The following is a 12,706-nucleotide window of genomic DNA, read 5'->3' as shown; positions in this document are numbered from 1 at the left end:
ATCGCATTTTATTATTGTTATGTTATAACATTTAATGGTGGTGCAACGATGTCTCTCTTCTCTCTTTCTGCGCTCAATCGCCTGTTACTCGCGGTGATTCTGATTGCGCTGATTGGCCTGGTAGTGCGCTGGGCGGTGGTTCTCCCATGATTGAACTGCAAAATCTGGTGGCAGGGTATGACCGCCAGCCCGTCACGCAAACGCTGAATGGCGTGATCGAACGCGGCAGTATGACGGCGATTGTCGGCGCGAATGGCTGCGGCAAATCGACACTCCTCAAAACCCTGGCGGGATTTATTCCGCCGGTTAGTGGGGGATTTCGCTGGCGCGAGAAACGCCCGACGATCGGCTGGCTGGCGCAGCGTCATATGCTGGAGGCGCAGTTCCCCCTGACGGTTCAGGACGTAGTGAGTATGGGCTGCTGGCCGCAGATTTCGCTGCTGGCGGCTTTTCGACGCGAAACCCGTCTGAAAATCGCCCATGCCCTGGAGCGCGTCGGCCTGCAGGATCTTGCAGCCGCCACCATCGACGAGCTATCGGGAGGCCAGTTTCAGCGCATGTTGTTCGCCAGAGTGCTGGTGCAGCAGGCACCGCTGGTGATGCTGGATGAGCCGTTCACGGGGGTCGATGAAGCCACCTGTAATGTGCTGATGGAATTGATGCTGGAGATGTATCTGAGCGGGCAAACGGTGCTGGCGGTGCTGCATGACAGCGAGCGTGTATCGCGCCATTTCCCGCAGACATTGCGGCTGGATACGGCGATACCCCACTGGGGCGCGGAGCGGGTGAGAGTCGCATGATCTGGCATATTTTCTTCCAGCCGTTTATCGAATACGGCTTTATGCGCCGCGCACTGGTGGTGTGCCTGGCGTTGTCCGTCAGCACCACAATGCTCGGTGTTTTTCTATTGCTGCGGCGTATGAGTCTGATGGGCGATGCGCTGTCGCACGCCATTTTACCGGGCGTGGCGGTGGGGTATCTGGTCAGTGGAATGTCTCTGCTGGCGATGAGTATCGGCGGGTTTATCGCCGGGATCGTCGTGGCACTGGTGGCAGGTTTAGTCAGCCGACGCACGCCCCTGAAAGAGGATGCCAGTTTCGCCGGGCTGTACCTGGGCTCGCTGGCGCTGGGTGTGACCCTGGTTTCGCTGCGCGGTTCGAATGTCGATCTGTTGCATCTGCTTTTTGGCTCGATTCTGGCGGTGGATAACAGCGCGGCCCTGTTTGTCGCCGGTGTCTGCGCCCTGACCTTAATGCTGCTGGCCCTGTTTTACCGCGGGCTGGTGACCGAGGCGTTTGACACCGCGTGGCTGCAGGCCAACAAACGCTGGCTGCCCGCGCTACTGCACGGTTTATTCCTGGCGCTGCTGGTGCTGAATCTGGTCGCCGGATTCCAGGTCCTCGGCACGCTGATGGCGGTAGGGCTGATGATGCTGCCTGCTGTTGCCGCTCGCTGCTGGATGCGCACGTTACCGGGGCTTCTGCTGATGGCAGGCGTCAGCGGCGTGTTCTGCGCCTGGCTCGGATTGAGCCTGTCGTGGGCGGTGAGTCTGCCCGCCGGGCCTTCCATTGTGCTGACGGCCAGCGGCTGGTTCTTTATTTCGGTTTTATGTGGCTCGCGCAGCAGGCTGCGTGCGCATTTTTAACGCAAGGGGAAATGATGAAGAAGACAGGGGTAATGATGGCGCTTGCGCTGGGGCTGTTGTCGCAAGGCGCGCTGGCAAAAACGCTGAACGTGGTAACCAGTTTTTCTATTTTGGGTGACATCACGCAAGAAGTGGGCGGCGACCATGTAAAAGTGACGACGCTGGTGGGGCCAGACGGCGATCCGCACACCTTCGAGCCGTCGCCAAAAGACAGCGCGGCGCTCAGCAAAGCGGACGTGGTGGTTGTGAATGGGCTTGGGCTGGAAGGGTGGCTGGATCGCCTGGTTAAAGCGTCAGGTTTTAAAGGCACGCTGGTCGTGGCATCAAAAGGGGTGAAAACCCATACGCTGGAAGAGGACGGCAAAACCGTGACCGATCCGCATGCCTGGAATAGCGCTGCGAATGGCGCGCTGTATGCACAAAATATTCTGGCAGGGCTGGTCAGTGCCGATCCGGATGAGAAATCGGCGCTGGAGGCCACGGGCAAACCCTATATTACGCAGCTGACACAGCTCGACGGATGGGCGAAATCGCGCTTCAGCCAGATCCCGCAGGAGAAGCGCAAAGTCCTCACCAGCCATGACGCCTTCGGCTATTTCAGCCGCGCCTACGGCGTGACATTTATGGCCCCGCAAGGCCTTTCCTCTGAGAGCGAGGCCAGCGCCGCGCAGGTGGCGGAGATCATCAACCAGATTAAAGCCGATGGCGTCAAAACCTGGTTTATGGAGAACCAGCTCGATCCGCGTCTGGTGAAGCAGATTGCCAGCGCGACGGGCGCGCAGCCGGGTGGAGAGCTTTATCCTGAAGCGCTTTCCGCCAAAGGTGGCGTGGCGGATACTTACGTGAATGCGTTTCGCCACAACGTCAATACCCTCGCCGACAGCATGAAATAATCAGCCTTTCCACGCCGATGCGACCGCATCGGCTTTTTTCTGAAGCCTCCTCGTAAAACCGGAACCTCATCCCCATATCCCATGAGAAAGTGCTATCTTGTGCTGCATGTTTTTCAGGAGCCTAAAGCGATGATGACTGACCATGAATTGATGCAGCTGAGCGAAGTTGTGGGCCTGGCGTTGAAGCAGCGCGGCGCGACGCTGACGACGGCTGAATCCTGCACCGGCGGCTGGGTGGCAAAAGTGATTACGGATATTGCGGGAAGCTCCGCCTGGTTCGAACGCAGTTTTGTGACCTACAGTAACGAAGCCAAAGCGCAGATGATTGGCGTGCGCGAATCGACGCTGGAACAGCATGGCGCTGTCAGCGAACCGGTGGTGGTGGAAATGGCGATTGGTGCGCTCAAAGCGGCGCGTGCGGACTACGCGATCGCCATCAGCGGTATTGCCGGGCCGGACGGTGGCAGTGATGTCAAACCTGTGGGCACCGTCTGGTTTGGTTTTGCCACTTCCCAGGGGCAGGGCCTTACCTTCCGCGAATGCTTCAGCGGTGACCGTGAAAGCGTGCGCCGACAGGCGACGGAATATGCGTTAAAAATGCTCTGGCAACAATTTCTACAAAACACTTGATACTGTATGACCATACAGTATAATTGCACCAACAGAACAGAATTCACTATCCGGCGCACATCCCCGGCATGACAGGAGTAATAATGGCTATCGACGAAAACAAACAGAAAGCGTTGGCGGCAGCACTCGGCCAGATTGAAAAACAATTTGGTAAAGGCTCCATCATGCGCCTGGGTGAAGACCGTTCCATGGACGTGGAAACCATCTCCACCGGTTCGCTTTCTCTGGATATCGCACTGGGTGCGGGCGGCCTGCCAATGGGCCGTATCGTAGAAATCTACGGGCCGGAATCTTCAGGTAAAACGACCCTGACGCTGCAGGTCATTGCAGCCGCACAGCGCGAAGGTAAAACCTGTGCGTTCATCGACGCCGAACACGCGCTGGACCCAGTCTATGCACGTAAACTGGGCGTTGATATCGACAACCTGCTCTGCTCTCAGCCAGATACGGGTGAGCAGGCACTGGAAATCTGTGACGCCCTGGCGCGTTCAGGTGCTGTAGATGTACTGGTCGTCGACTCCGTTGCCGCGCTGACACCAAAAGCGGAAATCGAAGGCGAAATCGGTGACTCTCACATGGGCCTCGCGGCACGTATGATGAGCCAGGCGATGCGTAAACTGGCTGGTAACCTGAAGCAATCCAATACGCTTCTGATTTTCATCAACCAGATCCGTATGAAGATTGGCGTCATGTTCGGTAACCCGGAAACCACTACCGGTGGTAACGCGCTGAAGTTCTACGCCTCTGTCCGTCTGGATATCCGCCGTATCGGTGCGGTGAAAGAGGGCGATAACGTCGTTGGTAGCGAAACCCGCGTGAAGGTCGTGAAGAACAAAATCGCTGCGCCGTTCAAGCAGGCTGAGTTCCAGATCCTCTACGGCGAAGGCATTAACTTCTTCGGCGAGCTGGTGGATCTGGGCGTGAAAGAGAAGCTGATTGAAAAAGCGGGCGCCTGGTACAGCTACAACGGCGACAAAATTGGTCAGGGCAAAGCAAACGCAATCTCCTGGCTGAAAGAAAACCCGGCGGCAGCGAAAGAAATTGAGAAGAAAGTGCGCGAACTGCTTCTCAACAACCAGGACTCTAAGCCTGACTTCGTTGTCGATAGCGCTGATGCTGAAGAAACCAAAGAAGATTTCTAATCTCTTCGTCTAAAAACAAGGGCTGCGATTGCGGCCCTTTTTGCATTTATAAAACAGCGGGTTTGTTATGAGTGAAAACACCTCGCGCCGCCCTGCCTACGCCCGTTTACTGGATAGAGCTGTACGCATTCTTGCCGTACGCGATCACAGCGAGCAAGAGCTGCGCCGTAAACTCTCCGCGCCCGTGATGGGAAAAAACGGCCCGGAAGCAATCGACGCTACGGCAGAAGATTATGATCGCGTCATTGCCTGGTGCTACGAGTACCGTTATCTCGATGACAGTCGTTTTGTGACGCGCTTTATCGCCAGCCGGAGCCGCAAGGGCTATGGCCCGGCAAGGATCCGTCAGGAGCTAAACCAAAAAGGTATCGCGCGTGCGGCCATCGATGAGGCCATGCGTGAGTGCGACATTGACTGGTGTGAGCTGGCCCGCGAGCAGGCGATTCGTAAATACGGTGAACCCCTGCCGCGTGAATTTTCAGAAAAAGTTAAAATCCAGCGATTTTTGTTGTACCGCGGCTTCCTGATGGAAGATATTCAGGATATATGGCGTAATTTTGCCGATTGAGCGCATGCGGGATTTTACTTCCCTTGCAAGAAAACTTATCTTATTCCCACTTTTTCCAGTAGTCAGTCCGTCCAGGCATCAACAGAGACAGGCTGGCTGCGACATTTCGTTAGCTTGATTTCAGGATAATTATGAGCAAGAGCACCGCTGAGATCCGTCAGGCGTTTCTCGACTTTTTCCATAGTAAGGGACACCAGGTTGTTGCCAGCAGCTCCCTGGTACCGAACAATGACCCGACTCTTCTGTTTACCAACGCCGGGATGAACCAGTTCAAGGATGTTTTCCTTGGTCTCGACAAGCGTAATTATTCCCGCGCCACAACGTCACAGCGTTGCGTGCGTGCGGGCGGTAAACACAACGATCTGGAAAACGTCGGTTACACCGCACGTCACCATACTTTCTTCGAGATGCTGGGTAACTTCAGCTTCGGCGACTACTTTAAACATGACGCCATTCAATACGCGTGGGAACTGCTGACCGGTGAAAACTGGTTCAACCTGCCGAAAGAGCGTCTGTGGGTGACCGTTTACGAAACCGATGATGAAGCTTACGAAATCTGGGAAAAAGAAGTCGGTATCCCGCGTGAGCGCATTATTCGCATCGGCGATAACAAGGGCGCGCCATACGCGTCTGACAACTTCTGGCAGATGGGTGACACCGGTCCATGCGGTCCTTGCACCGAGATCTTCTACGATCACGGCGACCACATCTGGGGCGGACCTCCGGGCACCGCAGAAGAAGACGGCGATCGCTACATTGAGATCTGGAATATCGTCTTCATGCAGTTCAACCGTCAGGTTGACGGCACCATGGAGCCACTGCCGAAGCCATCCGTAGATACCGGTATGGGTCTGGAGCGTATCGCCGCGGTGCTGCAGCACGTGAACTCCAACTACGACATCGATCTGTTCAGCACCCTGATTAAATCCGTGGCTGAAGTGACCGGTGCGACCGATCTGAGCAACAAATCTCTGCGCGTCATTGCAGACCACATTCGTTCCTGTGCCTTCCTGATTGCTGACGGCGTTATCCCGTCGAATGAAAACCGTGGCTACGTGCTGCGTCGTATCATTCGTCGTGCGATCCGTCACGGCAATATGCTGGGCGCGAAGGACACCTTCTTCTATAAACTGGTGGGGCCACTGATTGGCGTCATGGGTGCAGCGGGCGACGAACTTAAACGCCAGCAGGCGCAGGTTGAGCAGGTGCTGAAAACCGAAGAAGAGCAGTTTGCGCGCACCCTTGAGCGCGGTCTGGCGCTGCTGGACGAAGAACTCTCTAAACTGTCCGGCGATACGCTGGATGGTGACACCGCATTCCGTCTGTACGACACCTACGGCTTCCCGGTCGATTTGACTGCTGACGTCTGCCGTGAGCGCAATATTAAAGTCGACGAAGCGGGCTTTGAGGCCGCAATGGAAGAGCAGCGCCGCCGTGCGCGTGAATCCAGCGGTTTCGGCGCAGACTACAACGCGATGATTCGCGTCGATAGCGCTTCTGAATTCCAGGGTTACGACCATCTGGAACTGACCGGTAAAGTGACCGCACTGTTTGTTGACGGCAAAGCCGTGGACAGCATCAGCGCAGGCCAGGATGCGGTTGTCGTTCTGGATAAAACGCCGTTCTACGCGGAATCTGGCGGCCAGGTGGGCGATAAAGGTGAGCTAAAAGGTAGCGATTTTGCCTTCACCGTCACTGACACCCAGAAATACGGCCAGGCAATTGGTCACGTCGGCAAACTGGCTTCAGGTTCCCTGAAAGTCGGCGCAGGCGTGAAAGCCGAAGTGGATGAAGCTCGCCGCGCGCGCATTCGTCTGAACCACTCTGCAACGCACCTGATGCATGCCGCTTTGCGCGATGTGCTGGGTACGCACGTTGCTCAGAAAGGTTCTCTGGTGAACGACAAAGTGCTGCGCTTTGACTTCTCGCATTTCGAAGCGATGAAACCGTCTGAAATTCGCGCGGTGGAAGATATGGTCAACGCCCAGATTCGTCGTAACCTGCCAATCGAGACCCACATCATGGATCTCGAAGCAGCGAAAGCGAAAGGGGCGATGGCGCTGTTCGGCGAGAAATACGACGAGCGCGTTCGCGTCCTGAGCATGGGGGATTTCTCCACCGAACTGTGCGGCGGTACTCACGCCTCACGTACGGGTGATATCGGCCTGTTCCGTATCCTCTCTGAATCAGGCACTGCCGCTGGCGTACGTCGTATCGAAGCCGTGACCGGTGAAGGCGCGATCGCCAGCCTGCACGCTGAAAGCGACCAGCTCCACGACATTGCTCAGCTGCTTAAAGGCGACAGCCACAATCTGGGTGAGAAAGTACGTAGCGCGCTGGAACGTACTCGTCAGCTGGAAAAAGAGCTGCAGCAGCTGAAAGAGCAGGCTGCGGTGCAGGAGAGCGCAAATCTCTCCAGCAAAGCGGTTGAAATTAAAGGTGTTAAACTGCTAGTCAGCGAACTGGCAGGCGTTGAACCTAAGATGCTTCGTACCATGGTTGATGATCTCAAGAACCAGCTCGGTTCAACGGTTATCGTTCTGGCGACAGCGGCTGAAGGTAAGGTTTCTCTGATTGCGGGCGTCTCTAAGGATGTGACTGACCGCGTGAAAGCAGGGGAACTGATTGGTATGGTCGCTCAGCAAGTGGGTGGCAAAGGTGGTGGTCGTCCCGACATGGCACAAGCCGGTGGTACGGACGTGGCAGCACTTCCAGCAGCATTGGCCAGCGTTGAAAGCTGGGTAAGCGCTAAACTGTAATAATTACAAAGCGTAAAAAGACGCCATAACTTCACCATTATGGCGTTTTTATCACTACGCTATCGCTAACGATAAAGTCAGGTTGAGTTTGTGTATATCGGCTAAACTTACGTTTAACAGAATGTGATGCCGTGACTGCTTACACATTACGTGTTTGTCATCGCTTACTTTTTGGCGTTATATGATGGATAATGCCGGGATACAAGAGACCCGACTCTTTTAATCTTTCAAGGAGCAAAGAATGCTGATTCTGACTCGTCGAGTTGGTGAGACCCTCATGATTGGGGATGAGGTCACCGTGACAGTTTTAGGGGTGAAGGGTAACCAGGTACGTATTGGTGTGAACGCCCCTAAAGAAGTCTCTGTCCATCGTGAAGAGATCTACCAGCGTATCCAGGCTGAAAAATCCCAGCAGTCCAGTTACTGATATTATCGCGTCTCGCCGCCCGGCGAGACGCAACGCTCTCGATATTCTTCCTGCATAAAGTTACCGTTCGATTTCATTCCTTCCATTTTTTGTCTCTCTCAAACCCTTATCTCGCTCAAAGACCGCAATTTTGCCCGAGGATTTCTGTGCTGATGTCAGCAAAATCCGTTTATAAAACACCCTCTTTGCGGCTTTTACATGCGAATTGAGTGTGATTTGTGCAAACGATAAAAGCTTGTGGAAAATTGTTTGACTTATAAGTCCCAGAAAGTAATATATGCGCCACGCAGCGACGAGAAGCTCTTAACGAGTTACTCGAAGCACTCGAAAGAGGCGTTGTGTGGTGAGGTGGCCGAGAGGCTGAAGGCGCTCCCCTGCTAAGGGAGTATGCGGTCAAAAGCTGCATCCGGGGTTCGAATCCCCGCCTCACCGCCATTTTGCATCCGTAGCTCAGCTGGATAGAGTACTCGGCTACGAACCGAGCGGTCGGAGGTTCGAATCCTCCCGGATGCACCATCATTTTCAGTGTTGCGGCTTGTTGAGTGACATTGAATCAGCAGTAAAAGCAGTACCCCCTGATGCATCCGTAGCTCAGCTGGATAGAGTACTCGGCTACGAACCGAGCGGTCGGAGGTTCGAATCCTCCCGGATGCACCATCTATTACTTCATATTGCTTTAGAAGTGATATGACGTATCAAACAGTAAAATAGTAAATCCCGATGCATCCGTAGCTCAGCTGGATAGAGTACTCGGCTACGAACCGAGCGGTCGGAGGTTCGAATCCTCCCGGATGCACCATATTCTCCGAGATAACAGCCACACTGTTGTTTCAAGGTCTGCGAGATGCTCGCGAGTACCAGGGAGGATAACGTTGCTTTAGCAACGGCCCATCGGGTGAGGCGCAGCCGAGTAATCCTCCCGGATGCACCATTTACTATGTCATTAGCAGTACCCCCAGATGCATCCGTAGCTCAGCTGGATAGAGTACTCGGCTACGAACCGAGCGGTCGGAGGTTCGAATCCTCCCGGATGCACCATATTCTCCGAGATAGCAGCCACGCTGTTGTTTCAAGGTCTGCGAGATGCTCGCGAGTACCAGGGAGGATAACGTTGCTTTAGCAACGGCCCGTCGGGTGAGGCGCAGCCGAGTAATCCTCCCGGATGCACCATTTCTCCTCAGTATCTCCACCACAGTTCAATTACTCACCATCCCCTTTGTATTACAACCAGAATCAGCGACAAAAATCCTCGTTTACGATAAAGTAATGTCTTGTTAATCGTTTGGCGAGAGCACGATGTACGCACAGTATGACGGTCTGATCTTCGACATGGATGGCACCATCCTGGATACCGAACCCACACACCGTAAAGCCTGGAATGACGTTCTGGGTCGTTATGGCATGACGTTCGACTTACAGGCGATGGTTGCGCTGAATGGCTCACCCACCTGGCGAATCGCTCAGGCCGTGATTGAGCTTAACCACGCCGATCTCGACCCCCATCTGCTGGCCCGTGAAAAAACCGATGCCGTCAAAGCCATGCTTTTAGACACCGTTCGTCCGCTTCCGCTGATTGACGTTGTCAAAGAGTGGCACGGTCGTCGTCCGATGTCCGTTGGCACGGGAAGTGAAAGTGCTGTTGCGGAAGCGCTACTCAATCATCTGGGCTTGCGTCACTATTTCTCTGCGGTTGTCGCCGCCGATCATGTTCAAAACCACAAACCCGCTCCGGACACCTTTCTGCTTTGCGCAGAACTGATGGGCGTTCCGGCGTATAAGTGCGTGGTGTTTGAGGATGCAGACTTTGGCATTCAGGCCGCGCGTGACGCCGGAATGGACGCTGTGGATGTTCGCCTGCTGTGAGTGACCTGCTGTCACTCGCCTCTTTATTTGCCAGCAGTTTTTTAAGTGCCACACTCTTACCGGGTAATTCGGAAGTTGTGCTGGTCGCGATGCTGTTATCTGGTGTGAGTCAGCCCTGGCTGTTGGTAGTAATAGCAACAATGGGTAATAGCCTTGGAGGGCTGACTAACGTTATTCTTGGGCGTTTCTTTCCGCTGCGTAAAACATCACGCTGGCAGGAAAAGGCAGCAGGCTGGCTTAAACGCTATGGTGCTGCCACGCTTTTACTAAGCTGGATGCCTGTTATAGGCGATTTACTGTGTCTGCTGGCGGGATGGATGCGCATCTCCTGGGGACCAGTGCTCTTTTTTTTATGCCTTGGCAAGGCGTTGCGCTATGTCCTCGTGGCACTGGCAACCCTGCAGGGCATGACGTGGTGGCACTAATTGGTGGAATGAAAAAGCGACCTTCAATCGTCAACCATTACAATTTATGCTGGATAACTCTTATTTTGACAGGCGGGAGGTCAATTTGATCCCGGACGTATCACAGGCGCTGGCCTGGCTGGAAAAACACCCTCAGGCCCTGAAGGGGATTCAGCGTGGGCTTGAGCGCGAAACACTGCGCGTGAATGAAGATGGCAGTCTGGCAACAACCGGCCATCCGAAAGAGCTAGGCTCTGCGCTGACACATAAATGGATCACCACCGACTTCGCCGAAGCGCTGCTTGAGTTCATTACGCCCGTCGATGGCGACATTGACCACATGCTGACTCTGATGCGTGACGTTCACCGCTTTACCGCCCGTCAATTGGGCGATGAGCGCATGTGGCCGCTGAGCATGCCGTGTTATATCGAGCAGGGGCAGGATATTGAGCTGGCGCAATACGGCACCTCGAACATTGGCCGTCTGAAAACGCTCTATCGCGAAGGCCTCAAAAACCGCTACGGCGCGTTAATGCAGACCATCTCCGGCGTGCATTACAACTTCTCGCTGCCGATGGCGTTCTGGCAGGCGAAGTGCGGCGAAACGGATAAAGAGGCGATCTCGGCGGGGTATTTCCGTCTGATCCGCAACTACTACCGCTTTGGCTGGGTGATTCCGTACCTGTTCGGTGCCTCACCGGCGATTTGCTCCTCGTTCCTGCAGGGCAAACCGACCACACTGCCGTTTGAGAAGACCGATTGCGGCATGTATTACCTGCCGTACGCCACCTCTCTGCGCCTGAGTGACCTTGGTTATACCAATAAGTCGCAAAGCAATCTCGGAATTACGTTTAACGAATTGCACGAATATGTGGCAGGCTTGAAGCGAGCGATCAAAACACCGTCGGAAGAGTACGAGAAAATCGGCCTTGAGAAAGACGGTAAGCGCCTGCAGATCAACAGCAACGTGCTGCAGATTGAAAACGAGCTGTACGCACCGATCCGCCCGAAACGCGTTACGCGTAGCGGCGAAGCGCCGTCAGATGCGCTGGAGCGCGGCGGCATTGAGTACATTGAAGTGCGCTCGCTGGACATCAACCCGTTCTCGCCAATTGGCGTCGACGAGCAGCAGGTGCGTTTCCTGGATCTGTTTATGGTCTGGTGTGTCCTGGCGGATGCGCCAGAGATGAGTTCTGATGAACTGCTCTGTACGCGCACCAACTGGAATCGCGTGATTCTGGAAGGGCGCAAGCCTGGCCTGACGCTGGGTATCGGCTGTGAAACGGCGCAGTTCCCACTGGCGAAAGTCGGCAAAGATCTGTTCCGCGATCTCAAACGTGTGGCGCAGACGATGGACAGCGTTTACGGCGGCGAGGAGTATCAAAAGGTGTGCGATCAGCTGGTCGAATCGTTTGATAACCCGGAACTGACGTTCTCAGCGCGCATTCTGCGTTCTATGATTGATCAAGGTATCGGTGGAACCGGCCGTTCGCTTGCCGCACAGTATCGCGACATGCTGCAGCAGGAGCCGCTGGAAGTTTTAAGCGAAGAGGATTTCGTGGCGGAGCGTGAGGCATCGGTGATGCGTCAGCGTGAAATCGAAGCTGCGGATACGGAGTCGTTTGAAGAGTTTCTGGCGAAGAACGCCTGACAGAAAAGAAAAAGGCCACATCGCTGTGGCCAAAATATACATCTCTGAAATCAGGGATGATGATAACAAATGCGCGTCTTTCATATACTCAGACGCGCAGTGGAAGAAAGAGTTCATTTTATTTTAAAAATAATCACTATCGGAGGTGACGTATGCCGTTATTAGATAGCTTCACTGTCGACCATACCCGTATGGAAGCACCTGCAGTACGTGTTGCGAAAACCATGCATACCCCGCACGGCGACACAATCACCGTATTCGACCTGCGTTTCTGCGTGCCGAACAAAGAAGTGATGCCAGAAAAAGGCATTCACACTCTGGAGCACCTGTTCGCCGGTTTCATGCGCGATCACCTGAACGGCAACGGCGTGGAAATCATCGACATCTCTCCAATGGGCTGTCGTACCGGTTTCTACATGAGCCTGATTGGCCAGCCAGATGAAACGCGCGTGGCAGATGCCTGGAAAGCGGCGATGGCCGACGTGCTGAAAGTGAAAGAGCAGAACCAGATCCCTGAGCTGAACATCTACCAGTGCGGCACTTATCAGATGCACTCTCTGGAAGAAGCGCAGGAAATCGCGCGTCACATCATCGATCGTGACGTTCGCGTGAACAGCAATGAAGAGCTGGCGCTGCCGAAAGAAACCCTGCAGGAACTGCACATCTAGCATGATGCCCGCAGATGCCCGGTGGCGCTGCGTCTACCGGGCCTACCGAAATATCG

At 54.6% G+C, this 12,706-nt stretch carries 12 protein-coding genes and 5 tRNA genes; all 17 read left to right on the top strand.

Annotation, left to right across the window (positions count from 1 at the left end):
* The first annotated feature begins 146 nt into the window (after positions 1-146).
* The 17 genes from C0560_RS16165 to luxS all read left to right on the top strand — a co-directional run bounded on the left by C0560_RS16165 (position 147) and on the right by luxS (position 12,650).
* Positions 147-800, top strand: coding sequence for a metal ABC transporter ATP-binding protein (locus tag C0560_RS16165; protein WP_102105419.1), 654 nt, complete (start codon positions 147-149; stop codon positions 798-800).
* Entirely contained in the window at positions 797-1,645 is an 849-nt protein-coding gene (locus C0560_RS16160; protein ID WP_123428733.1) for a metal ABC transporter permease, read from the top strand. Before C0560_RS16165 ends, C0560_RS16160 begins: the two co-directional genes overlap by 4 nt.
* Before the next feature lie 14 nt (positions 1,646-1,659).
* Positions 1,660-2,538: a metal ABC transporter substrate-binding protein gene (locus C0560_RS16155; RefSeq protein WP_231275172.1), complete on the top strand. Its 879-nt coding sequence runs from the start codon at positions 1,660-1,662 to the stop codon at positions 2,536-2,538.
* 132 nt (positions 2,539-2,670) lie between these two features.
* Positions 2,671-3,168: a nicotinamide-nucleotide amidase gene (pncC, locus tag C0560_RS16150; RefSeq protein ID WP_100780829.1), complete on the top strand. Its 498-nt coding sequence runs from the start codon at positions 2,671-2,673 to the stop codon at positions 3,166-3,168.
* 83 nt (positions 3,169-3,251) lie between these two features.
* Positions 3,252-4,310: a recombinase RecA gene (gene recA / locus C0560_RS16145; protein ID WP_100779179.1), complete on the top strand. Its 1,059-nt coding sequence runs from the start codon at positions 3,252-3,254 to the stop codon at positions 4,308-4,310.
* A 67-nt stretch (positions 4,311-4,377) separates the two neighbouring features.
* Positions 4,378-4,878, top strand: a complete 501-nt coding sequence (recX, locus tag C0560_RS16140; protein WP_129035028.1) for a recombination regulator RecX — start codon at positions 4,378-4,380, stop codon at positions 4,876-4,878.
* A gap of 131 nt (positions 4,879-5,009) precedes the next feature.
* Positions 5,010-7,637: an alanine--tRNA ligase gene (alaS, locus tag C0560_RS16135; RefSeq protein WP_181826751.1), complete on the top strand. Its 2,628-nt coding sequence runs from the start codon at positions 5,010-5,012 to the stop codon at positions 7,635-7,637.
* A gap of 241 nt (positions 7,638-7,878) precedes the next feature.
* A complete protein-coding gene (gene csrA / locus C0560_RS16130) occupies positions 7,879-8,064 on the top strand; it encodes a carbon storage regulator CsrA (RefSeq protein ID WP_000906486.1) in 186 nt (61 codons plus the stop codon).
* A gap of 342 nt (positions 8,065-8,406) precedes the next feature.
* Positions 8,407-8,499, top strand: a tRNA-Ser gene (locus C0560_RS16125).
* Between the two features lie 4 nt (positions 8,500-8,503).
* Positions 8,504-8,580 (top strand) — tRNA-Arg (locus tag C0560_RS16120).
* A gap of 64 nt (positions 8,581-8,644) precedes the next feature.
* A tRNA-Arg gene (locus tag C0560_RS16115) sits at positions 8,645-8,721 on the top strand.
* 65 nt (positions 8,722-8,786) lie between these two features.
* A tRNA-Arg gene (locus C0560_RS16110) sits at positions 8,787-8,863 on the top strand.
* A gap of 162 nt (positions 8,864-9,025) precedes the next feature.
* Positions 9,026-9,102, top strand: a tRNA-Arg gene (locus C0560_RS16105).
* Positions 9,103-9,360: 258 nt separating this feature from the next.
* Positions 9,361-9,927, top strand: a complete 567-nt coding sequence (gene yqaB / locus C0560_RS16100) for a fructose-1-phosphate/6-phosphogluconate phosphatase (RefSeq protein WP_142503613.1) — start codon at positions 9,361-9,363, stop codon at positions 9,925-9,927.
* A complete protein-coding gene (locus tag C0560_RS16095) occupies positions 9,924-10,352 on the top strand; it encodes a YqaA family protein (RefSeq protein WP_095283032.1) in 429 nt (142 codons plus the stop codon). The genes yqaB and C0560_RS16095 overlap by 4 nt, the downstream gene beginning before the upstream one ends.
* An 85-nt stretch (positions 10,353-10,437) precedes the next feature.
* The gene (gene gshA / locus C0560_RS16090; protein WP_123428891.1) at positions 10,438-11,982 is read left to right on the top strand and encodes a glutamate--cysteine ligase; all 1,545 of its coding nucleotides are present in this window, start codon (positions 10,438-10,440) and stop codon (positions 11,980-11,982) included.
* Between the two features lie 152 nt (positions 11,983-12,134).
* Positions 12,135-12,650, top strand: coding sequence for an S-ribosylhomocysteine lyase (gene luxS, locus C0560_RS16085; protein ID WP_100779183.1), 516 nt, complete (start codon positions 12,135-12,137; stop codon positions 12,648-12,650).
* The last annotated feature ends 56 nt before the right edge of the window (positions 12,651-12,706 follow it).

Origin of the sequence: Lelliottia sp. AC1, from assembly GCF_023278595.1 — a bacterium.
Taxonomy (GTDB): Bacteria; Pseudomonadota; Gammaproteobacteria; order Enterobacterales; family Enterobacteriaceae; genus Enterobacter; species Enterobacter nimipressuralis.
This window is presented reverse-complemented; position numbering and strand designations above follow the sequence as displayed.